The organism is Paenibacillus terrae (genome assembly GCF_005217525.1).
GTDB classification, from domain to species: domain Bacteria; phylum Bacillota; class Bacilli; order Paenibacillales; family Paenibacillaceae; genus Paenibacillus; species Paenibacillus terrae_C.
Window position 1 is genome coordinate 431,862 of record NZ_PNXQ01000016.1, and the last position, 22,952, is coordinate 454,813.

Annotated in this window: 23 protein-coding genes; 3 read left to right on the plus strand and 20 right to left on the minus strand. The window is 46.9% G+C overall.

Features of this window, described 5'->3' with window-relative positions; translation table 11 throughout:
- Positions 1-540: glutaminase (locus C1I60_RS25890; RefSeq protein ID WP_252361798.1), on the plus strand; the 540-nt coding region annotated here is incomplete at its 5' end.
- A gap of 69 nt (positions 541-609) precedes the next feature.
- Here C1I60_RS25890 and C1I60_RS19575 read toward each other — a convergent pair.
- Positions 610-1,476, minus strand: coding sequence for a VOC family protein (locus C1I60_RS19575; protein ID WP_137063217.1), 867 nt, complete (start codon positions 1,474-1,476; stop codon positions 610-612).
- A gap of 48 nt (positions 1,477-1,524) precedes the next feature.
- On the minus strand, positions 1,525-1,938 hold the full coding sequence (locus tag C1I60_RS19580) for a DoxX family protein (RefSeq protein WP_137063218.1): 414 nt from the start codon (positions 1,936-1,938) through the stop codon (positions 1,525-1,527).
- A gap of 270 nt (positions 1,939-2,208) precedes the next feature.
- Here C1I60_RS19580 and C1I60_RS19585 point away from each other — a divergent pair, with 270 nt between their 5' ends.
- A complete protein-coding gene (locus C1I60_RS19585; RefSeq protein WP_137063219.1) occupies positions 2,209-2,748 on the plus strand; it encodes a helix-turn-helix domain-containing protein in 540 nt (179 codons plus the stop codon).
- 73 nt (positions 2,749-2,821) lie between these two features.
- Here the strand turns inward: C1I60_RS19585 and C1I60_RS19590 are convergent, their stop codons facing one another.
- The 8 genes from C1I60_RS19590 to C1I60_RS19625 all read right to left on the minus strand — a co-directional run bounded on the left by C1I60_RS19590 (position 2,822) and on the right by C1I60_RS19625 (position 12,377).
- On the minus strand, positions 2,822-3,943 hold the full coding sequence (locus tag C1I60_RS19590; RefSeq protein ID WP_137063220.1) for a phosphodiester glycosidase family protein: 1,122 nt from the start codon (positions 3,941-3,943) through the stop codon (positions 2,822-2,824).
- 294 nt (positions 3,944-4,237) lie between these two features.
- Complete coding sequence (locus C1I60_RS19595; RefSeq protein WP_137063221.1) at positions 4,238-5,704, minus strand: potassium/proton antiporter; 1,467 nt, start codon at positions 5,702-5,704, stop codon at positions 4,238-4,240.
- Between the two features lie 197 nt (positions 5,705-5,901).
- A complete protein-coding gene (gene fumC / locus C1I60_RS19600; RefSeq protein ID WP_137063222.1) occupies positions 5,902-7,290 on the minus strand; it encodes a class II fumarate hydratase in 1,389 nt (462 codons plus the stop codon).
- Between the two features lie 161 nt (positions 7,291-7,451).
- Positions 7,452-8,996 carry a 2-isopropylmalate synthase gene (locus C1I60_RS19605; protein WP_137063223.1) on the minus strand — a complete coding sequence of 515 codons (1,545 nt, stop codon included), beginning with the start codon at positions 8,994-8,996 and terminating at the stop codon, positions 7,452-7,454.
- 99 nt (positions 8,997-9,095) lie between these two features.
- The gene (locus tag C1I60_RS19610; protein WP_137063224.1) at positions 9,096-9,806 is read right to left on the minus strand and encodes a FadR/GntR family transcriptional regulator; all 711 of its coding nucleotides are present in this window, start codon (positions 9,804-9,806) and stop codon (positions 9,096-9,098) included.
- A gap of 180 nt (positions 9,807-9,986) precedes the next feature.
- Positions 9,987-11,006, minus strand: a complete 1,020-nt coding sequence (locus tag C1I60_RS19615) for an aldose 1-epimerase (protein ID WP_137063225.1) — start codon at positions 11,004-11,006, stop codon at positions 9,987-9,989.
- 136 nt (positions 11,007-11,142) lie between these two features.
- Positions 11,143-11,946, minus strand: a complete 804-nt coding sequence (locus C1I60_RS19620) for an MBL fold metallo-hydrolase (RefSeq protein WP_137063226.1) — start codon at positions 11,944-11,946, stop codon at positions 11,143-11,145.
- 134 nt (positions 11,947-12,080) lie between these two features.
- Entirely contained in the window at positions 12,081-12,377 is a 297-nt protein-coding gene (locus C1I60_RS19625; protein WP_137063227.1) for a hypothetical protein, read from the minus strand.
- A gap of 161 nt (positions 12,378-12,538) precedes the next feature.
- On the opposite strand from C1I60_RS19625, the gene C1I60_RS19630 reads away from it, so the two are divergent.
- Positions 12,539-13,771: an aminopeptidase gene (locus C1I60_RS19630; protein ID WP_137063228.1), complete on the plus strand. Its 1,233-nt coding sequence runs from the start codon at positions 12,539-12,541 to the stop codon at positions 13,769-13,771.
- Positions 13,772-13,850: 79 nt separating this feature from the next.
- Here C1I60_RS19630 and C1I60_RS19635 read toward each other — a convergent pair whose 3' ends face one another.
- From C1I60_RS19635 to C1I60_RS19680, 10 genes are all read right to left on the minus strand, one after another.
- Entirely contained in the window at positions 13,851-14,342 is a 492-nt protein-coding gene (locus C1I60_RS19635) for a hypothetical protein (protein WP_137063229.1), read from the minus strand.
- Positions 14,343-14,606: 264 nt separating this feature from the next.
- Positions 14,607-15,725, minus strand: a complete 1,119-nt coding sequence (locus tag C1I60_RS19640; protein ID WP_137063230.1) for a glycerol dehydrogenase — start codon at positions 15,723-15,725, stop codon at positions 14,607-14,609.
- Positions 15,726-15,761: 36 nt separating this feature from the next.
- A complete protein-coding gene (gene bioB / locus C1I60_RS19645; RefSeq protein WP_137063231.1) occupies positions 15,762-16,769 on the minus strand; it encodes a biotin synthase BioB in 1,008 nt (335 codons plus the stop codon).
- A gap of 242 nt (positions 16,770-17,011) precedes the next feature.
- Positions 17,012-18,313 (minus strand): hemolysin family protein, encoded by a 1,302-nt coding sequence (locus tag C1I60_RS19650; RefSeq protein ID WP_137063232.1) that lies wholly within the window; start codon positions 18,311-18,313, stop codon positions 17,012-17,014.
- Between the two features lie 389 nt (positions 18,314-18,702).
- A complete protein-coding gene (gene gerQ, locus C1I60_RS19655; RefSeq protein WP_137063233.1) occupies positions 18,703-19,155 on the minus strand; it encodes a spore coat protein GerQ in 453 nt (150 codons plus the stop codon).
- A gap of 51 nt (positions 19,156-19,206) precedes the next feature.
- A complete protein-coding gene (locus tag C1I60_RS19660; RefSeq protein WP_137063234.1) occupies positions 19,207-19,629 on the minus strand; it encodes a cell wall hydrolase in 423 nt (140 codons plus the stop codon).
- Positions 19,630-19,787: 158 nt separating this feature from the next.
- On the minus strand, positions 19,788-20,537 hold the full coding sequence (locus C1I60_RS19665) for an SDR family NAD(P)-dependent oxidoreductase (protein WP_137063235.1): 750 nt from the start codon (positions 20,535-20,537) through the stop codon (positions 19,788-19,790).
- A 131-nt stretch (positions 20,538-20,668) separates the two neighbouring features.
- On the minus strand, positions 20,669-21,064 hold the full coding sequence (locus C1I60_RS19670) for a DUF2500 domain-containing protein (RefSeq protein ID WP_137063236.1): 396 nt from the start codon (positions 21,062-21,064) through the stop codon (positions 20,669-20,671).
- 188 nt (positions 21,065-21,252) lie between these two features.
- On the minus strand, positions 21,253-21,435 hold the full coding sequence (locus C1I60_RS19675; RefSeq protein WP_137063237.1) for a hypothetical protein: 183 nt from the start codon (positions 21,433-21,435) through the stop codon (positions 21,253-21,255).
- A 198-nt stretch (positions 21,436-21,633) separates the two neighbouring features.
- Positions 21,634-22,884: a WD40/YVTN/BNR-like repeat-containing protein gene (locus tag C1I60_RS19680; protein WP_137063238.1), complete on the minus strand. Its 1,251-nt coding sequence runs from the start codon at positions 22,882-22,884 to the stop codon at positions 21,634-21,636.
- Positions 22,885-22,952 lie beyond the last annotated feature (68 nt).

Sequence of the window (22,952 nt, forward strand, 5' to 3'; positions counted from 1 at the left end):
AGTCCCGAAGAGAAGTTTGCTCGTGTCCTGCAATTTTTCCGTCTGCTTACCCGTAATGACACGCTGGAATATGACCAGGATGTCTACGATTCGGAATCTGCAACAGGCCATTTGAACCGTTCTCTTGCCTACTTTTTGATGGAAAAAGGAATTCTGCGCGGACATGTTGAGGACGTGCTGGAGGTTTACTTCAGGCATTGCGCTGTAAAATTGAACTGTACGGATTTGGCGCGTATGGGACTCGTATTAGCCTACAATGGACGTGATCCGGTCACGGATGTACCACTGATTCCCCGCCGCTATGTACAAATCGCCAAAACCTTTATGACCACATGCGGCATGTATGACGCATCCGGAGAATTCGCCATTCAGGTCGGACTGCCCGCCAAAAGTGGCGTCTCTGGCAGCATTATGACGATGGTGCCCGGACGATATGGCATTGGACTGGTCGGACCTTCTCTGAACCGCATGGGCAACAGTACAGCGGGTGTACACTTGCTGGAGACCATGTCGCGGGATTTGGATTGGAGCTTGTTTTAGTTAACGAATAAAAGGGTACTCCCAGCCTTCGCAGCTTACGGGAATACCCTTTTTTACTTACCAGATATGTTAAACGGTTTGGCCATTAACCAGCTTGATATGAATGCGGAACGGATCAGCTACATACTTGGTACCCTCACGTTCCTCTACTCCATAGCCTGCCGTAGTCAAACGGGCAACAACGGCCTCCAGTTCCTTTTGATCCGGCACAATTAACTCAAAATAATCCAACCCTGCGGCATGCTCAGGAGCTGGGAGAGCCCCTTCCCCTGCCCATATATTCAAACCCATATGGTGGTGGTAACCACCTGCGGATACGAACATAGCAGACGAGCCATAGCGACATGTAATATCAAAACCGAGCACATCGCAATAAAATTGCTGCGCCTTGAGCAAATTAGACACATGGAAGTGAACATGCCCAATTACCGTTCCTTCGGGCAATCCTTGCCAAGGTAGGTTCTCGGAAATAGCGACCAAGCCTTCTGCATCCACAGGATCTGTTCCCATAATGTAATATCCGTTAGCATCTTTCTTCCACTGATCACGAGGACGATCCGCATAGATTTCTATCCCGTTATTATCCGGATCATGGATATACAGAGCTTCACTTACATCATGGTCCCCCTGTCCGATTTCAATCTCATGAGCAAGCAGATTACGCAGTGACAGGCCCAGAACCACGCGGTTCGGTACAAGAATAGCAAAGTGATACAATCCGGCTGCGGATTGGCGTGGAAGAATAACTGCATTTTCAATAAACTTAAGGGTTAGCAGCGGTTGCTTTCCATCGACTGTCAATTCAGCGGTATCCGCCGTTTGACGCAGCAGTTGAAAACCAACGACCTCGGTATAAAATTGAATAGAGCGCTCCAAGTTACTAACCTTTAATGAAACCTGCCCGATTCTGGTGTTGTCATGGATATGTGCTCTCATGAGATTTCCCTCTTTCTACATGGATTGGAGGACTACGCTAATGATAAATTACTGTTCTGTTGAGGTACGACGGCTAAACAAAGAATCCAGAGACAAGCGAGTCGTCGGCGCAAATACCAAATGCAATGCTACCAGAATAAAGGCAATATCCAGCTCATACCCTGCTCCCTGACCATTACCCATCAGACCGCCGGACAATTTGGCTGTGAAAATCGCACCGATTAATACAATAACAAAAAGCCCAGATACATAACGGGTAAGCAATCCAAGAATTAAAGCAATTCCTCCGACTAACTCAATTACTGCAACAACATAACCTAAAAATCCTGGGACGCCAATACTGGAAAACCAGCCAGCTACATTGCCCAGCCCCATTTGAAATTTAGCAATTCCGTGCGCCAAAAACAAGATACCCAACGCCACCCGCATAATTGTTGAAATGTTTCTGCTTGCTGAACTCATATTTATCTCTCCATTCTGAATATTTTTTGCACTCGTATGAGCACATAATAATAATTATTTTATATTACTAATAATTTGGTTAAAAAATAAAATGATCTTGCTCTAAGTTGTAACTTATATAAGTACGATTCAAGCTCAAATTATTAGTAATACGAATAATTATTTTGTAATGTGAATTTATCATAAGAAACTATAGTCTGTCAACAAAATATTTGGTATAATAAATAATAAATTAGTATTTATTATATTCCCTTGAAGGAGGAACGCTCCATGGGTATAGGATGCAACATACGCGCTGCGCGTAAACGTAAAAATTTATCCATCCAGCAAATATGCGAACGAACCGGATTATCTCAAGGTTTTATGAGTCAAGTGGAAAACAATAAAACCTCCCCTTCCATTGCTACACTGGACAGCATCGCTAATGCACTTAAGGTACCCCTCGCTTTTCTGCTGCTCAAAGAAGAGGAACGGATGCAGGTGATTCGCAAGGACGAGCGACGCCAAACGATTTATGGCAAAAATAAGCTTCAGGTTGACCATTTGGGGGGCCAAGGTAACATCAAAATGATGCTGGTGGACATGCCGCCAGGCTCATCCACAGAAGAAGAGCATGCTCATGCGGGTGATGAGATTCATTTTGTTATGGAAGGCACAGTATATGTGGAGCAAGGCGAGGATTCGGCTACCCTCGAAGCAGGAGATTCCTTTAGCTGGAGAGCAGCCATTCCGCATTATGCCAAAAACATTGGAGAAAACAACGCCCGTATTTTGATTTCTGTATTTCTCGAAGCAGAGAATGACGCTTAAATTTCATCAAAAAAAGCGCGTACCGGGAAGTCGTTTTTTCACTTCCACGGTACGCGCTTTTTATATTTCAACTCTATTTTTTCTTGGCTGCGTCAATGTCTCCAGGATTCATACCTTCCCAAATGTTAGGGATACTTATGTTCTCTGGATGCTCAAATACGAGGAATGCTGTCGGTAAATACCGCTCGCCGTATTCAGATGAAGGTTTATTTACAATGGCATGATCCTTGACGAGCACGGTCGATGATCCACCATCCAGATTAGCACCGATAACCGCTCCGTGTTTAAGTAAAATGTTTTGCATATCATACAAATTGGCACCGATGCTGTAACCTGGCTGACGACCGTCGATGGTCACAAAAATAATCGCGCCGTCTGCTCTTTGCCCCATTGCCGTACGGGGAGCAATTCCCCATCCTTCGCTTGCATTGCGAATGAGACCTTTACCATTCACGATCAAGCGTGGCTGGAAGGTAACCGCTTCTTGCACATTCATTTTGGACAGCTCGGACAGCGAGTAATGCCCGGCCACCATTTTGCCTTGCTTATCAATCCCTACGATTTGGGCTGAAGCGTTTTTCCCCATATCATTGTAGTATAGCTGGCCCTGTGAAATAACAACGCCGATCGGCTTAAATCCATTCCCATTCCAGTTGGGATCGGCAAAGCCGCCGCCATTTACGCCCGCAACGGCTCCCAAGCGCTCAACCATACTGGATACTCTTTCTCCTTTACCTACCTTGGCAGGAATCCCGAGTCTGATTTTAGTGGGGTCATGCACCGTCATCACATAGCCGTGATAATTGCGACCAGATACCTCTTCTACTTCAACCAACGGCGTTTGTTGGAATTTGGTTGGTGTCAGATCAGGCAGCTTGATCGTATGTCTGTCCTTCTCCTCGCCCATTTGCTCGAAACGGGCCGAATATTCGGCCACTCGCTTCTGCGCCTCCTCCTCACCAATAAAATATTTTGCCCAGTGACGATGTTGTGTTGTGATCAGCGTATCCGCCGCCAAGTAGCGCATATCCTTGCCAGATGGCGTTAAAAACAGCCACGCGCCGCCTCCGACTCCTGCGAGCAGTAGTACAATAAAAAGCCGCGACATAAAGCGACCGAATTTTCCTTTTCGTTTCTTTTTTTTGTTATTCTGCCTGCGGGCTGCTGCACGCTGTGGCAAGACTTCCGGTTTCATTCGTCATCTCTCCTGTATGCTGACTTCTGTCTTGAAATAGCTGATAGGGTTTGTTGTTCAAGACAGCCATGCTGCTGATTCTGATCCTCAGAGGGTAACATATCGGCAGCGACATCTAACGACAATATCATAAACTAATTTTGTAGAATGATAGTGTCAATTTTTTAACAGATTCATCATACCGAAAAAGAACACAATAAACCAGCCCTCCACATGAAAGTAAAGGACCGATTGGAAAATTATATTAAAATTCACGCTTGGTCGGAACACGTTTCGTTGCCGTTGCATTCCCTTTTACGGTGCGGACTCGGGTACAAGCAGCATGAACAGTTCTTTCATTTGCTGGCGCTTGAGCTTCGGACTAAGCACATACAAAGTATCCCCCGGCTTAATCACCGTCGTGCCTCTCGGAGCTATAATTTGCTCCTCTCGAATAATAGCGGTGAACAAAATGTCATCGGGAAGCTGCATATCCTGAATCGCTGTGCCCACAATGGACATCCCCTCCTGCACCTGAATGTGATTAATCTCCGAGGTGGTTTTCCCTAGAGATACCAATTCCAGGAGCGAGGGCGACGACGTTTCGTTAGGGTCCATTAAGCCGAGCTTCACCGCCAGCCACGAAATGGTCGTACCTTGTATAATGGCCGAGGTAAGCACGACGAAGAATACGACATTGAAAAACAGCGGCCCCACATCCATTTTATCCAGCAGTGGATAGGTAGCCAGTACAATCGGTACTGCTCCCCTTAGTCCTGCCCAGGATAACAGCGTCTTTTCGCGTATAGAGTACCTGGAAAAAAGCAGGCTCAGGAACACGCCAAGCGGACGGGCTACGAGCATCAGGATGAAGGAAAGCGCCAAGCTTTGCCACACAATGCCGAGCAACTGACCGGGAAAAACCAACAGTCCGAGCAGGACGAACATCATGATCTGCACCATCCAGGCGAAGCCGTTGTTAAAATGAATAATAGACCGCTTGTAGGTCAGGTCCGAATTACCCAGCACGATGGCCATGACATATACCGCCAGCAAGCCGCTTGCCTCCAGTAAGGATGCGGCCGCATACGTTAAGACCGCAAATGCCAGCGCCATCACAGGATACAGACCGGATGAATCAAAATTCATTTTATTAATGGCATATACAGCTATGCGTCCAAGCACAAAACCAACGGCCAGACCAAAACCCATTTCCCATAAAAAAAGCAAAATATGTACCCAAATGGATTGCTCAGGGTGATGTATCAGCTCAATCAACGTTACCGTGAGAAAAACGGCCATCGGATCATTACTTCCAGATTCCGCTTCCAGCGTGGACGTAATTCGTTTCTTGATATTTTTACCACCTAAAACGGAAAACACTGCTGCCGCATCCGTCGATCCTACAATAGCTCCGAAAAGCATGGATTCCATCCAACTCACGCCTAAAATAAACTTGGCGACAACGCCAATGACCACAGTTGTAATAATGACGCCAAGCGTCGATAGTGACATCGCAGGCCGAATGACTGGCTTAACATCTGCAAATTTCGTTTGCATCCCGCCTTCAAACAGAATAACGATGAGCGCGAGAATGCCTACTAACTGCGTTATAAACGCATTATCAAAATAAATAAACTGACTGAGCACCATCCCGACTGCAATAAAAAATACGAGCGCAGGCATGCCGAAACGACTGGAGAATTTGGTAGTCAGTACGCCAACCAGCAGCAAGCCGGACAGCAAAAGCACAATAAAATTAATAACAGTTGTCTGTTCCATACGACGGCTTCTCCTATCCTGAAAATAATGTTCATTTTTTCGCCTTTTATCTATATACCCTCAAATCACACAGAATACTAATCTTAGTTTAAAAAAATATATATAATCAAAAAACCAGCTCATGAACTGTGCTAATTGGCACTCCATGAGCTGGCTTGTATGTTTCTATATAGCTCGGGCTGCGAAAGCTCCGCGCTTTATGCTTTGGGCTGAATCATATTTGCTGGAACGACATATTGGTTGAACTGCTCTTCGGTCAACAATCCGCTACGCATAGCCGCTTCTTTGAGAGACAGCCCTTCCGCATGTGCAAGTTTGGCGATTTTAGCCGCATTTTCATATCCGATATACGGATTTAATGCTGTCACCAGCATCAGTGAATTGTTCAAATTATGCTCAATTTTAGTGAGATCCGGCTCAATGCCGACCGCACAGTTATCATTAAAGGCTACAATTGAATCCGCTAGCAGATTCACGGATTGCAGGAAATTATAAATAATGACCGGCTTAAACACGTTCAGCTCAAAATTGCCCTGACTCGCAGCAAAGCCGATAGCTGCATCATTACCCATGACCTGCGTAACGACCATTGTAAGTGCCTCGCTCTGGGTCGGATTGACCTTACCCGGCATGATCGAGCTGCCCGGCTCGTTAGCAGGAATCGTGATTTCACCCAAGCCGCTACGCGGGCCGCTTGCCAGCCAGCGCACATCGTTGGCGATTTTCATCAAATCAGCAGCAAGCGCTTTAACGGCTCCGTGTACGGCAACCACTTCATCATGACTCGTCAGCGCATGGAATTTGTTTGGTGCGGATGTGAACATTTTACCAGTGAAGCTGGAAATTTCCGCAGAGGTTCGGTCACCGAACTCTGGATGAGCGTTAATACCCGTGCCCACGGCTGTACCGCCAATTGCAAGCTCCTTCATATATTGAACGGTGTCGATGATGATTCGCTTGCTTTTATCCAGCATGGCATACCAGCCGCTGATTTCCTGACCCAGTGTAAGCGGCGTGGCATCCTGTAAGTGGGTACGTCCAATTTTAATAATATCCTTGAATTGCTCTGACTTCTGCTGGAAGGTTTCTTTCAGCTTATCTATAGCAGGCAGCAAGTGATCCTCCACTGCAATCACACCCGCTACATGAAGCGCCGTCGGAAACGTATCATTCGAGCTTTGCGACATGTTCACATCGTCATTAGGATGCAGCTTCACATCCTGTCCCTGCTCTTGCAGCCACTGGCTCCCTAGATGAGCAATCACTTCGTTCACATTCATATTGGATTGCGTACCGCTTCCTGTCTGCCATACGACCAATGGGAAATGGTCATCGACCCGTCCAGCAAGAATTTCGTCTGCCGCATAAATAATGGCGTCCTGCTTCTCCTGTGGCAGCTTGCCCAACTTATAATTGCTGATCGCAGCACTCTTCTTGAGCACTGCGAAAGCCTGAATAACCTCTAATGGCATTTTCTCCGAGCCAATCGGGAAATTTTCCTTGCTGCGCTGTGTTTGCGCTCCCCACAGACGATCTGCCGGTACTTTGATTTCACCCAATGTATCTTTTTCGATGCGGTAGTTCAACTCATTTCCTCCTCTTGGCCTATGTAATTCAGACAAAATATGGTGACTTCCTTGCCTATTATACATTAAATTTCAAAGGTTATCATATATTTTGCAAGCGCTTTTTTACGATTAGGCCGGAGGAGGAATGTATCGTGAGCTACAAGCGGGCTCTCACGGGTTCAGCTAATGGAGATATTGCCTTTAGCACGAACCTCTTTTCTGCCGAGTAGCTTATTCAACGCGTCGATATAAGCTCTGGCGCTGGCTTCCAAAATATCTGTACTCGCGCCTCTTCCGCGGGCGGTGAACTCTCCTTGTCTCAGAACAGTATGCACTTCACCCAGTGCATCCTTACCGTACGTTACAGACTGGATCGAATAATCCTCCAATTCCACTTCTTCACTACTGGCCTTGTCAATAGCATGAAAAATCGCATCTACAGAGCCGTTGCCCATCGCCACTTCATCAATTGCTGTTCCATCCTGTTTAATCAGTCGAATGGATGCTACCGGAACCGACTGATTGCCATAGGATACCTGGATGGAATCCAACGTGTAAATTTGAGGAGAGGTGCTGCGGCTCTCATCCATCAGGACGAGCAGATCTTCATCCAGCACCTGTTTTTTCTTGTCCGTCAAGATTTTAAATTTACGGAACGCCTCCTGAAGCTGCTCTTCTGTCAAAGCATCAAACCCCATGTCTGCCAACTTTTCCTTGAATGCATGCCGGCCTGAGTGCTTGCCAAGTACAAGCTTACTCGTCTTCAAGCCGATGCGCTCCGGGGAAACGATTTCATATGTCGTACGCTCCTTAAGCATCCCGTCCTGGTGGATACCAGACTCGTGGGAAAAGGCATTCGCTCCAACAATGGCCTTGTTCCCTGGTACGGCCATCCCGGTGCGTTTGCTCACCAGACGACTGGTAGCATAAAATTCCTCCAGAACGAGATCCGTTTTTGCGTCATACAGCTCGGTTCTCGTATCAAGGGCGAGCGCGACCTCCTCCACCGGTGTATTTCCGGCACGTTCCCCGATGCCATTGATTGTACCTTCAAATTGATCTACACCATTACGGATAGCCGCAAGTGTGTTAGCTGTTGCCATCCCGAGATCATCATGACAGTGGGTGCTGAGCTGTATCTTTTCGATGCCAGGCACCTGGGCTTTTACCACTCTGAACATTTCACCAAACTGATCCGGTGAAGCATAACCAACAGTATCCGGCAGATTAACGACCGTTGCTCCAGCCCGGATCGCCATATCCACGACCTCGCAAATAAAGTCCAACTCGGTACGACTGGCATCCTCCGCCGAAAATTCCACCTTGTCAAAATATTTGCGCCCATAACGAATGGCTGCGGCTGCGGTTTCCAGTACCTTCGTCTTGTCCATTCGCAGCTTGTGCTGGCGGTGAATGGGTGAGGTAGCCAGAAACAGATGAAGACAAGCGTCTTCCGCTCCCCTCAGCGCCTCTCTGACCGCATCTATATCCTGCTCTTTCGACCGCGCAAAACCAACCAAGGTTGAATTAGTAACCTGTTTGGCAATCTCCTGCATGCTGAATATCTCACCTGGCGAGGTAGCCGGAAAACCGGTTTCTATCCGATCTACGCCCAATTTTTGCAGTTGAAGGGCAATTTCGACCTTTTCTGTACTGGTCAGACTAACTCCTGGTGATTGTTCTCCATCTCTTAACGTTGTGTCCAACACCCATATTTTGCGCATTCAGAACCCACCTTTGGTTTTATTGTAGGAGATGCTCGATATAAAAGATTTACAATTCAATTTATTCATCCGATCATCTGATGTTTAGGATTAAAAAAATTATGAATGTTCCAAATGCTTTTGCAGTTCCAGCTTGGTGCCGTCCAAATGCTGAATGCTGTACAGCTCGGCAGCTTTGGCATCCTGATCTCGGATCGCCTCATATATTTTCTCATGCTGAAGTGTAAAAGGATTTTGCATCGCCGGATCGGTTACGAGATTTTTTAACGCCTTCCGAATCGCCTCTACAAAGCTGCGATACACGTCTGTAAGCACTTTATTACGTGTAGCCCCTGCAACAGCCAAGTGAAAAGTGATATCCGCATCCAGATACCCGTTCAAATCTCCAGCTGCCAATGTCACGGCACGACGGTCCAGCGCCTCGCGCATCAAGCGTAAATCCTCATCCTTACGTCGTAAAGCAGCCAGCCTGGCAATTTCCAGCTCCAACACACTCCGCACCTCATAGACCTCAATAATTTCAGCTCGGCTCAGTCGGTAATCCAAAGGCTCTTGGGAAGTCGTCGGTTGGCTGACAAAGGTTCCGTGTCCTTGTTTTTTCTCTAATAGACCGGCATGTACGAGAACGCTGACCGCTTCACGCACTGTGGAACGTCCTACTCCAAAAAGCTTCATCAGCTCAGGCTCTGTTGGAATTTTTGCACCCACATCCCATTCACCAGCAGTAATTTTTCGTTGCAGCTGTTCAGCCACCTCATCGGCGATTTGCTTGCGTTTGACGGCTTGAAAAGGCAACATTTCCTGATTCATCTGATCATCTCCTGTTTCGTATCATACTATAGCGGCTTGCCATCCTGCAACCTGTTTTTATTTTCCCTTCCTCTCCTTATCAGGCTTCTGCCTGTAATACTTGTCTTCGTACCTCTCCCGTCAACCAAATAAAGCCCGTACCGTTAGAAACGATACAGGCTTATTTTGATAAAATATAGGCTAGGATTTCGATTGTGCAGGTGTGACACAATATAAACGGCTGGTTGTTTCAAAAATATGGCCTGGAGCAAGCGCAATCAGTCCGATATCCTCCGCTGGCAAATCCGGACGATTCGGCGCATTGATCATGTTCATTTGCGGCTCAGGACAGATGAATTCCTTGTTTGCTTTATTATTCCAGATCATCCAATGCTTATAGGCCGTGCCTACATCGTATACGAGAGTAGCGCCTGTCTTAGTGTGTGTCAGTTCCATATAGTTGCGTCCATTTTGCGGAGCTGCCGTGTAATGATTATCCATGGAGGCAAAATAAGGACTTACTCCCGTTGTCTTCAGCAGTTCCTCTTCCGGCGACAATGGCTGGAACTGTCCTGTGGCTAACAACCGCTCTGTCAGCTCCCTACGCTCACCGATAGTAACCTTAATTTTGTAGTCTTCCGGCGAACTATCCGGTACGAATGGAACCCGAATAGCCGTGTGAAAGGCAAACAGGTTTGGAATTGGCTGATCACCCTCGTTGTGGATCACATAACGCTGATGCAGTCCAAATTCGTCCAGGCTGTACGTCAGCTTGATGGTAAAGGTGAACGGCAAATAGTGAAACATGGGGTGTCCTTCCCTCACATGCTGATTCATTACCACATAGCTGCCCTGTTCTCCAGATCCGTAGTCCTCAACCTCCCATCGGACGGTGTGTAAAAAACCGTGCAAATGGTTGTGGGTTGCCGTTTCATTGATGGGCAGTTCATATGTAACTCCATTCCACAGGAATTTGCCATCCTCATACCGATTCGGAGGATACAGGAAAGGAATCCCATAGACTGACGGGCTTTGTTTAAAAGCCTCTATGCTGTCAGCTTCCGGCTCGCGGAGAAATGAATATCCCGTCTCATTGTCACGAAAAGAAATCAGATTTGCGCCGTTTCCCGGCAGGGCTACCGCCTCATAACGCCCAAATTTAAGGCGAATCGCCGGTATTCCATAATAAAGGTCACCAATTGCAGCATGCTGATGTGTCATCAAAAATCCTCCTTGATGAATGACGATGGTTAATGAAAGCGTTTAGCTTTTGGCTTGACTATACCATGCTGAGCAAAAAAATTCCATGCCAACGCAAAAAAACGACGCCCCGTAAGGCATCGTCCTTTCCAAGTCACTACACATAGCGCCCCTGCTTGGGTACAGCCGTATGCTCAAAATCCTCCGCCAGTCGTTCCAACTGGGTCGTCAGCTCATTTCCCTGCATGTAGTGACCGTGTCCCGTAACGGCAATCTCTGGCTTTAAACCGGACAGCAGTTCTACTGACCGCTGCGCAGCCTGCCAATCTGTCGTAAAATATGCAGGCGGACCGTGTATTTCTTTTTCCTGTAAAATAACCGCCAGCGCCGATTCCTGTTTTACGGTAATAAAAGCATCTCCGGCTACCAGCAACCGTCTGCGTTCATGAAAAAGCGATATGTGACCCGGCGTGTGCCCAGGTGTATGCAGCCACTTCCAACCAGGCGCACCAGGCACACTGCCATCCTCAGGCAGACGGGTGATGCGATCATCCAGATCAATGGCATCATTGGGATATAAAAAGGAAACGCTCGACAGCAGCCCTCCAGCCACACTGGGATCAGGTTGTTGGTAATCCTTCATCCCTGTCAAGTAAGGAAGCTCCAGAGGGTGCGCATACACAGGAGTGCCCCAATGCTGAACCAACTCAATGACCGATCCCACATGATCAAAATGCCCATGAGTGAGCACAATAGCAACGGGAGGGCCAGCGAACCGTTCCTCAGCCAAGCGAATAATCGAGTCTGTAAACCCCGCCATCCCCGTATCCACCAGTACCCAGGATCGACTTCCCGGCTCCCCGATAAAACACACATTTACAAACAGCGTCCGTAAGCTCAGAAGATCGGGAGCAGCCTCTTCATTTGCCGTCATTCCTTCGGTGAACAGATGATTTGCCAAACCGTCATCCTCCCCATTCACATGGAATTTGCTGTCATCATCGACCTATAGGCTTCCCCCATGTCGGCAGATTATGCATTATGCGGACACTGCTAAATATAATCCGCTTGTCACGAAAATAGACCATGTTTACATTACTCGGGTAATTTACTCCAAGCCGCATCAAGCAAATAATCAAATAAATCATCATTCTCTTCAATCCAGGCATCCATACGCAGCATCTCTTCCTCTACGCGTGGCTCGCCTGCAAAATGAAGACTGTAATCCCACTCCTTGCCCCTTTTGCTATGGAACGTAATTTCGTATACAGAGGTTTGTCCATCTACTCCAAACACGACCTGACCCAAGTATGCACCATTCTCATCTCTAGTCATTTGTGCCAGTTGAATATGTACTTCTTTTACTTCCTGAGATGCATTTTGATCCGTCATTCATCTATCCGCCCTTTCATCTTCTCCAAAATGTACCAAAACTAATTTGTGAACCTTTTCGTTACATTGTACAATATATAAGCCGTGTGTGGAATTTGCAAAAAACTGCGCAGGCAACCCAAGCCCTGTAAGGGCCTTTTCGTGAAATGGAGGAAAGTTACATGTCAGATTTTCAACAAAAATTGCAAAAATATGCCGAGCTAGCCGTTAGGGTGGGGGCTAATGTCCAGCCTGGGCAAACCCTCATCGTTCATGCTCCCATTCTGTCCGCTGAACTTGTGCGGCTTATTGTCAAATCCGCGTATACCGTTGGAGCAAAGCTGGTTAAGGTAAAATGGAGCGACGAAGCCATCACTCGCCTACAGTATGAACTGGCTCCTGATGAGACTTTTAATATTCCTCCCAAATGGTATGCGGCCGAAATGACCGAAGAGGTCGAGAACGGCGCAGCAGTACTGCATATCATAGCAGATAATCCGGATTTGCTTCAAGGTATCCCGTCCAGTCGCATTACTGCGGCTCAGCGCGTACGTTCACATGAATTGCGCCAATACCGTGAACTTCAAATGGCCGATAAATTCAGTTGGGCTCTGATTGCTTACCCTTCTGAAGAGTGGGCTGCTAAAGTATTCCCGAATCTGCCAGCTTCCGAACAAATGGATAAGCTGTGGGAAGCCATTTTCAGCACCGTACGTGTCGATCTCGACAACCCGGTAGAAGCATGGAAAGAGCATTTGAAGACACTCTCCAGCAAATCAGACATTTTGAATGCCAAACGCTATAAAAAGCTGCATTATTTGGCCCCGGGGACTGATCTGACCATCGAATTGGCAAAAGATCACCTGTGGGTTGCAGCCGAAAGCGTCAATCAGCAGGGACATTCCTTCGTAGCTAATATGCCTACCGAGGAAGTGTTTACTGCCCCGCTCAAAACCGGAGTGAACGGCAAAGTAAGCAGCACCAAGCCGCTAAGCTACAGCGGAAATATTATCGACAACTTTACACTGACCTTTGAAAACGGGCGCATTATAGATGTGCAGGCTGAAACAGGATTGGAGACTCTTCAACATCTCGTTGAAATGGATGAAGGCTCCCACTACTTGGGCGAAGTCGCTCTTGTGCCCCACCAGTCCCCCATTTCGGATAAGAACATTTTGTTCTATAATACGTTGTTTGATGAAAATGCTTCCAACCATCTGGCCATCGGCAATGCCTATGCATTTAACCTGAAAGGCGGCAAGGACATGAATCAGGAGCAGTTGGCAGCCAACGGCCTGAATTCCAGTCTGACACACGTCGATTTTATGATCGGCTCAGGTGAAATGGACATTAACGGCGTCACCGAGGATGGTACCGAGGAACCCATCTTCCGCAAAGGAAACTGGGCGATCTAAAAAGACAAAAAAGGCTCACGCCGCTTTTTCATGCGGAGGAGCCTTTTTTCTTCATTCAACGGGTTATGTCACAGATATTTTACAAATTACGAAGCCACTGATTCACTGTAATTCCAAAGATAATTTGTACTATGCTAATGATTAAAAAGACAATAAGGCAGCTTATGATTCTTCGATTCGTGGATTGGTGCATGGATAATGAAGATTTTACATAAAACATGCTGCCCAATATCCCAAAACACAAACCAAAGATACCCGCAAACAGCCACCCTATGACCAAGCTGACTACAACAAAAGCCCAGCTCCAGCCGGGAACTTTAGCCACAGGCACGTAAGGCTGATTGGAACCCAGATATACGCCATCCACGGCCAGATCCGCTTTGTTACCAATGACGACAACATTTACAGCTTTATTCGTCAATCTGATGGGGAAATCGACCAAATTCAAAAAAGCATTCTGGCTTTTAACCTTCTGTACGCTTCCATTCACAATAATTTTCCCTCCACCGAGGCTACGCTTGTACTCAATTTCATACTGAGTTCCATTATCTTCTACATTCCATTTTGCCATTGCTCTACTCCTTTCAAGTTTTAGGGTAGCCGTAGATATACTTCCGACATTTCCTAATTCAGCATTTTGCATCATTCGATTCCCAACGCTTGATAGACGAACTAAACCGTTTCGATCTCTATATTGCTGATTTGAAATCGCTCTTGGAATTGTTGCAAAATGCTCATTTATGTACTGTAAAAATCATAACATAAGCTGCAAGTTAAATAATGGAAAAAGGCCGCTTATTAGCGACCTCTTCGTGTATTTCATATTGTATTGGTGTTAATTCTTATGTCCAATTTTAGCTTTGTAAGCAAGGGAATACTGGTCAGCGGCTAAAATCGCATCCAACACATCGCCCGCCGTTACAGCAAATGGCAGGTTGTGAGCGGTTTCGCCTTCCTTCGTCGCCGCCTGAGCTACACGGTACAGATCCTCGCGGGAGGCTTCCTGAAGCTTGACATCCTCCAGTGTGACGGGCAGATCCAGCTTCAGATAAAAATCGATATACCGTTCCACCTCGGCCAAAGGTCTTTTTTCCAACGCAAGCTGTACCAAGGTGCCGAAAGCCACCTTCTGACCATGCGTCAGATGATGAATATCCCCTTCCAGCACGGTAAAACCGTTGTGTATCGCATGTGCGCCTGCCAAGCCACCACTTTCGAATCCTAGCCCACTCAGCAGCGTATTAGCTTCCACTACTGCTTCAAGCGCAGGTGTAACCACTTTGCGCTTCACGGATTCATAAGCTTGCAGTCCGTAATCGAATAGAACCTCTTCGCACTTGGCCGCAATCGCTTCGGCTGCCAAGGTTGGCAAGCCACCAGCCATCGTTGTAGCCCGAGCCTCGATAACCGCACGAGCTTCAATCCATGTTGCCATCGCATCCGCAATGCCAGAAGAGAGGAACAATGGCGGTGCTTGGGAAATAACCTTCGTGTCGACTAGGATCAAACTTGGATTTTTACTAAAAAATGAATACGTATCAAATGCACCCTCATCCGTGTACAAGACAGATAGCGCACTGGTTGGAGCATCCGTGGAAGCTGTCGTTGGAATAATCACAACCGAGGAACCTAGCACCTCATTAACCGCCTTGGCGGTATCCAGCGTCTTGCCGCCGCCTACACCAATGACAATATCGACATGCCCGCTTCGTCCCTGATCAGCAATACGGTTCACTTCATTTTTGGACGCTTCCCCTTGAAACTCCACCTTTACCGAAGCAAGCCCCGCTTGTTCCAGACTTTTCACTACCCGGTCGGCTGCGATACCCCATACCAGCTTGTCAGCAATAACCAGAGCAGTATGACCTAATGGCTTGACATATTCACCCGTTTTATCAAGCACATTTTTCCCTTGCACATATTTACCCGGACTAATAAATACCTTTTCACTCATCGTTCAACGCTCCCTTCCAAGTTTGTACAATTCCTATTATACGGCTGAAAGGGCACACATCTCAATTTCAAACCCCAGATCTTCAATCATTTGATGATCGGCTGTGACTTCTTGTCCATCTGTCGTTAAATAATCTCCTACGAAAATCGAATTGGCTGCATACAGGGATAAGGGCTGTAGTGTCCCTAAATTCAGCTCCCTTCCGCCTGCAACACGAATTTCCTTGGATGGACAAATGAACCGAAACAGCGCCAGTATCTTTAATGCTCTGATCGGAGATGTGCGCTTTGCTCCTTCCAGCGGGGTTCCGGGGATCGGATTCAGAAAGTTAACCGGAATGGAGTCGGCACCGAGTTCTCGTAAAGCATAACCCATCTGGACGATTTCCTCATTCGTTTCCCCCATTCCGATAATCACGCCGGAGCAGGGTGACATCCCGTGAGAATGAGCCATTTTAACCGTTTCAACACGTTGGTCGTATGTATGTGTGGTTGTAATGGACGGATAGTTGGCCTTGCTCGTATTTAAATTGTGATTGTAACGATGGACTCCTGCCTCTGCCAACCGGCGGGCCTGATCTCCTTTGAGAATCCCCAGGCATGCACAAATTTTAAGTGGCATCGTACTGGTAATTTCCTGTACCGCCTCAATTACCTGATCCAGCTCTCGATTCGTTGGGCCCTTGCCGGAAGCTACGATACAATATGTACCTGCTTTCCTTGCTAACGCTTCACGGGCTCCGGCCAGCAGAGACTCCTTGTCCAGCATACTGTATTTACTGACAGGTGCCGTGGATACGATCGATTGTGAACAATAGCCGCAATCCTCCGGACACAGGCCGCTTTTGGCATTCATAATCATGTTGAGCTTTACCTTTTTACCGTAGAAATGATGACGCACACGGAATGCAGCTTGCATAATCGGTAAGATTTCCTCATTGTCCGCTCCCAGCACCGCCAATCCTTCTTTCAGCGTCACATTGCTGCCGTGGATCGCTTTTTCTGCCAGCGAGTCCCAATCCGTAACCTCATTGGACCAATTCATACTTCATACCTCCCTAATTTAAATAAGCATCTAAACAGATATGTTTATCCAGGATAAATTGCCTTTTTTAATTGTCAACCCAATAGGTATATAGTAGGTTTACAATAATACAAACATCATATCAATTCGTGTCTTATGTGTAAAGAAGTCAAAATCAAAAAAGCGACCCTCTATCGTTCATGGGTCGCTTCAAGGATGATTTAATTATAGAATGTCTACTTTTCTGTCCGGTGAATCCTGATTTACGAGACTCCGGCTTCCTCCATAAGAATCGGCTGCTTCAACAGCCGAATACGCGAAATTCGCTTGTTCTCGATTTCTTCTACAACGAACTGACAACCTTCAAATTCTACAGACTGACCCGGCTGTGGCGGGATAATCTCAACATGCGAGTACAGCCAGCCCCCTACTGTATCATAATCCTCATGATCCAGATTCAATCCAAAGCGATCATTCACTTCATCAATTAACAGCATACCGTCAATGGAAAATTCCTCGTCATTAATCTGCTCACAACCCGGACGCTCCTGATCAAACTCATCCTGAATCTCACCAACGATCTCTTCCATAATATCCTCCAGTGTCACCATACCCGAAGTACCTCCGTACTCATCAATCAGAATCGCAATTTGTGTCTTGCTACGCTGCATGCGTTTGAGCAAATCGCTAATTTGTGTAGATTCAGGAACGGCAAGAATCGGGCGGATCATCGTACGGGTATCCAGTTTGTTCGCCCGCAGAAGATCCTTAATATGGATAAAGCCGATAATATGGTCCTTGTCCTCGGCACAGATTGGATAACGCGTTCTCATGCTTTCCGTCGCAATCGCGAGATTTTCCTCTGTGGACTCATTGCTGTACAAACAGATCATCTCGGTACGCGGAATCATGATTTCCCTGGCGGTCGTGTCGGTAAAATCAAATATATTATCAACAAGCGCCAATTCCGTATTATCAATTAGTCCGCTCTTATTACTTTCCTTCATCAGAATGCGTATTTCATCCCCCGTATGCGCGGAATCGTCATATTCAGATACCGGCTCCAGACGGAATAAACGCAGCAGGCTGTTCGCCATGCCATTCAACGCCCATATGAATGGATACATCAGCTTGTAAAACCAAGTCATCAGCATGGCCGAATACAGCGTAATGGTTTCAGATTTACGAATGGCTATCGTTTTGGGAGCCAACTCCCCCAGCACAATATGCAGAATCGTAATTACAATAAATGCAATGACCACGGCAGTACCATGTACATATACCGGTCCTAGCCCGGCGGCGGTAAATACAGGTTCGATCAAATGTGCAATGGCCGGCTCTCCGATCCACCCGAGTCCCAGCGAAGCCAGTGTAATGCCCAACTGGCAGGCAGACAGATAGGCGTCCAAATTGTGTAACATATTCGCGGCATATACGGCTTTTTTGTTACCCGCCTCTACCAATGTTTCAATACGGCTACTTCTGACTTTAACCATTGCAAATTCTGCAGATACAAAAAAACCGTTTAATAATACTAATGCAAAAACAATAATTAAGTTAAACATACTCGGTAAAGGGTCACTCAATATGCTCCCCGTCAGCCGTCATTACGGCAGACAGGCGCACCTCCTTCGGATAGTTTCATCATAGACAGAACGATAACACATCATTAGCAGCGTCAATTTCCCAACACGTTCACTCCTTCCGGCTTCCAAAAGCCTTATTCCGCATGATTGATTAAATCTTCATCAGCTTATATTCAATTATATAACTATACTCTATACAGTCAAACCACAAGCAATGTCAGAAAAATCGGTTTTCCCTAGCATTTAGGTCAGAAAGCTTCATTTTTCGCCTCTCACCACAAAGGAAGCAACTATATTTGAGAAAGTTTATAAACAAAATACATCCCCTGCCATCAGGCAGCGGATGTATTTTAATATATATGAAGGCATCAGCGAACCGGGGATGTACCCGGATTCCCGATGACGCCGGGATATTGATACAGCAAAGGCTCATCAAAAGTAGCATAGTCCAGGTTTACCATAAGTAGAATGGTGCGTCTTCCGGTAGAAGGATCACTGATAATAATGTGGTCACGACCAGCCGCTTCCAAAATACCCTTGAAAATTTTTGCGTTCCATTCCCGGTTATTTTCATAGGTCATATAAAAAGTACCCGTTTTGCCCAGATTCAGACGCAAAATATTTTCAATATAAGATTGCTCAAATTGTGGAGTCTGAGTCTGCACCACTGTACCAGTCGGTGTCATTGCGCTACCACTATTGACATGAGGGGGAAAGCCGCTCATGGGCTGCATGGTTCCCATTGGAGCCAACCTAGGCCATTCGGGGTACCCGCCGCCAGCAGGATAAGAGACAGGACGGTAAGCTTGCTGTGTAATCATGTTAATTCCTCCTAAAATGGTTTTAAATCATCCAAACTCATTTGTTACGCTTTAATAGACGGCAGGACAATCCTGTACAGTCGGGCTAAAGAAGCAATGCGCTTTGTAACGGCCGGTGTTAGTCTGGTTATACCAGGTATCCGGACAGTCCCCGGAAGGTCTGAAAAACCACAATGCATTCGAAGCCGGGCGAATCTTTTCCCCATTAATGACACGCCGGGCAAGACGAATGTCACGGTCACGGGCTCTTTGATAAAAGTACCCCTTTTGGGTAGCTTCAAATCCGCCGGGACTTTGAAACACCATGTCATTCATGAGGCGAATACCCTGAAAATCCAGGCAATTGGCCAAAATCCGATTTACTCCGACATTGCCGACCATGAGCATTCCCTGCTCTCCTTCTCCTTCAGCCTCTGCCCGCATAAGCCGGGCGAGTGTCCTTACATCCTCTGAGTTGACATTAATAACAGCCAACGTCTCTCCTCCTTGCTACTCAATCATATATCGTATCGTATGGTACAAATGCCCAATGGGTGACAGCGTGAGCGAAAAAAATAGCCCCGAAATTCGGGACTATCCTGCAGCAACGTATCCTTATATGAAAATTAAGTCGCCCATGTTCAGCCTGATTGTCAGGGCTCATAAATCATTTTTCGCGTCATACCGCCATCTACAACCAGATTTGTGCCTGTAACAAAGTCGTTGCCGGACTGGGTCAAATACAGACACGCCCGCGCGATGTCGGCAGGAGTTCCCACTCGGCCGGATGGATGCTGCTGATGGTCTTCGGGGCGTAGTTGCCCGTAATCCCCTGTCTCAATCCAACCCGGGCTAATACAGTTGACCCGAATCCCATCCTTTCCTAGCGATATGGCCATCGCGTGTGTAAGGGCTGCAATGGCTCCTTTGGATGCTGCATAGGCTTCTGTATCCGGTTCTGACATAAAAGCCCGTGTCGAAGTCATATTGACCACAGAGCCACCTTCCGGGTTACGTTTCATCACCTTGGCCGCTTCTCGTGTGGCTATAAAGCAACTGCGTACATTCGTATTCAAAATGTCGTCCCATTCCGCAACCGTTAACTCATATGGAGATTTCCATTTGGACACGCCTGCATTGTTAATCAGCGTATGAATGGTGCCATATTCTTCTTCCGTGGCACGGATCAGCGCAACAATATCTTCTTCCTTACGCACATCACAGGGAACAAAGATCGCCTGATGCCCTTCATTCCGTGCCGCAGCCGCAACAGCTGCCCCTACTTCCTCATTGTGATCGGCAAATACAACCTTGGCACCCTTGCCAGCGTAGGCCAAAGCGATCTCTCTTCCGATCCCATGTGCCGCACCTGTAACGATAACAACTTGTCCCTCAAATGACATGCTTATTCCTCCTCTATACACTTCCCTAGTATATATGTACCAAAATGTGCTGCACAAGAAACAAGAACATCCCCCCTGGCCTGTTGTATTGCAGGGGGATGCCCATGAATAAAGGGGGAATAAGCTTCTGTCTACATTTTAACCTGTTCCAAGCTATAGCGATTGAGACGCTGGAACCCGATGTACCGTGTACCCTGAAAGGTAAGACGCCCCTCATCCCCCTCGGCACATTGACCATATTCTTCCCCGCTTACCTTGAATTCCATCCGGTCGCCGCTCTCTACCTCGAAGGTTACATAATAGAAAGTATAGGTACGAGTCCCTTGCTCCTCCTGTCGCCTCTGTTGGAGATGTGTCCTTCTGGCCGTAATTCGGGAACCGACCGTCAATACAGGCTGCTTTTTATTCCGGCTCCATTCCATGACTTCCTTCCCCGCAGACAGTACGACAATACCCAACACGACTACGAAAAAAACGGGCAGTACCGTACCCAGCCAATCGAACATCCATAATGACTCAAATCCCATACACCGCACTCCTCTCCGCCAGGCATTCCACAGGGAACCGGCCGGGCATCCTCACATGACCTAAGCTTTCTGTAATAGTATATGTATGTTCCTGCCCAAATTTGATAGCAACCCTCAAGAACGCCAAGAGCCTCCGCGGAATGGTCCGGGAGGCTCAACTTATGGCGATATCAGTATGATACATCTGTTTATACATGTACAAGCTGGAGATAACGTTGTGTCTCATTCAAAACTTCATTTTCTTCTGCTTCGGCGTAACGCTCTGCACACTGCTTACAATCCTCTTCAGTCGTGCAGCCGTAGGCATCCTGGCAAGTGTAACAAAACTGAAGGTAGTATTGGGTTAACATTTGATCCTGATTCGCTCTCATGATTATCACTCCTATCGTTGTTTACAGGTTCAGTATAACAGTGGCTCATCCAGTATATTGTGATTTTTTTCACATATTGTCGTATAAAATTTAAAATCTTAAAAAATAAAACGCCCTGTGTCTCTTCGCTGTATCTGCATGGCCTTTTGAGGACGTGCAGATACAGGGAAAAGCACAGGACAATCACCCTGGTGAAGGTTATAGGATCCTCCAGTTGGCACCGCCATCCGTCGTTTTCAGCAACAATGATTTCTTATCATCCAGACGTTCCAGAAGCAGCCACCCTACCGTAGAAGAAGCGAAACGGAGCTTGACTGATCGAGGGTAATCCTTAAGCTTCGATGGCAATACTTTGCTGCCAGTAAGGGTTGTCCACGTCTTGCCCCCGTCCATCGTTCGCGTTATTCCCGCTGGGGTTACGATCCACCCTTCCTTATCATTTAGAAAAGTACGGCCGGGAATAACGGTGTTTCTATTACTGAGCAGCCCCAAAGACACATGGTTCCATTGCATGCCTGCATCAGCAGTAAACAGTCCGCTATACTTTGTACCGCTGTCTAAATAACAGAGAAGAGGAATCCAATACGAGGAACTATTTCCTTTAAAAGACTGCGGAGCTTCGGCTTTTGCTTGCGGACAACCCTGTATCTTGCTGGCTACCGGGGTCCAAGTCTTCCCTTGATTCGAAGTCTTATAAAGCTTAACACTGCTATCCAGATTAATTGCAACAAAACCCTGCTTGTTGCCATCAAAGCTCATTCCCGCCATGCTGCCCTGATCGGGCAGGCCCGAGCTTGACTCATTGGATGACAAGCCAGAACTTTGCGCAACTTTCTTCCATGTGGCTCCTCCATCAGTGGTATGATACAACAACTTTTGTTGATTCTGCTCATTCAGGTTTGTAGACGCCATAATCCATCCGGTAGACGGATTTACATATTGTATCGAGCTCACATGCTCCCCGCTTGGGAGCGCTGAAATATCCCAGCTCTGTCCCCCATCAGCGGTTCTGAGGATGACGGTTGCGGTTTTGTCCAGATTTTGACGGACAACCCATCCATGCTGGGAATCGGTAAAGCTAATATCCTTCCCATATTCAAGCTTGTCTTGAAATTGAACGTTTTCGGAAGGAGAAATATTATTCCAGGTATATCCACCATCATGCGTATAATAGAGTCGAAGCTCATTACGAGTAACTCCCCAAACGAAACCTTTGGTATCATCAATCAGATGGAAATCAGCTATTCGTGTCTGAACTACATATTTGGCATTGGGATCGCCCACCTTCGGCGTCATTGGTGGATTTATAGTTATCGTTTGTCCCTGGTCATCCGGTTCCTCAACCGGAGGTTTGGTTACGGTTTCTGCGGGTTCGGAAGAACAGCTAGCCAGCAGGATACCTGTCAGCAGCAATACTCCCCCCAGGAGCGCACGCCAGCGCAGTTTCATATAAAGATCCCCCCTCGATGGCATGCGGTAATCCCGTGCCACAAGCTTATCTGAAACAGAATTATACC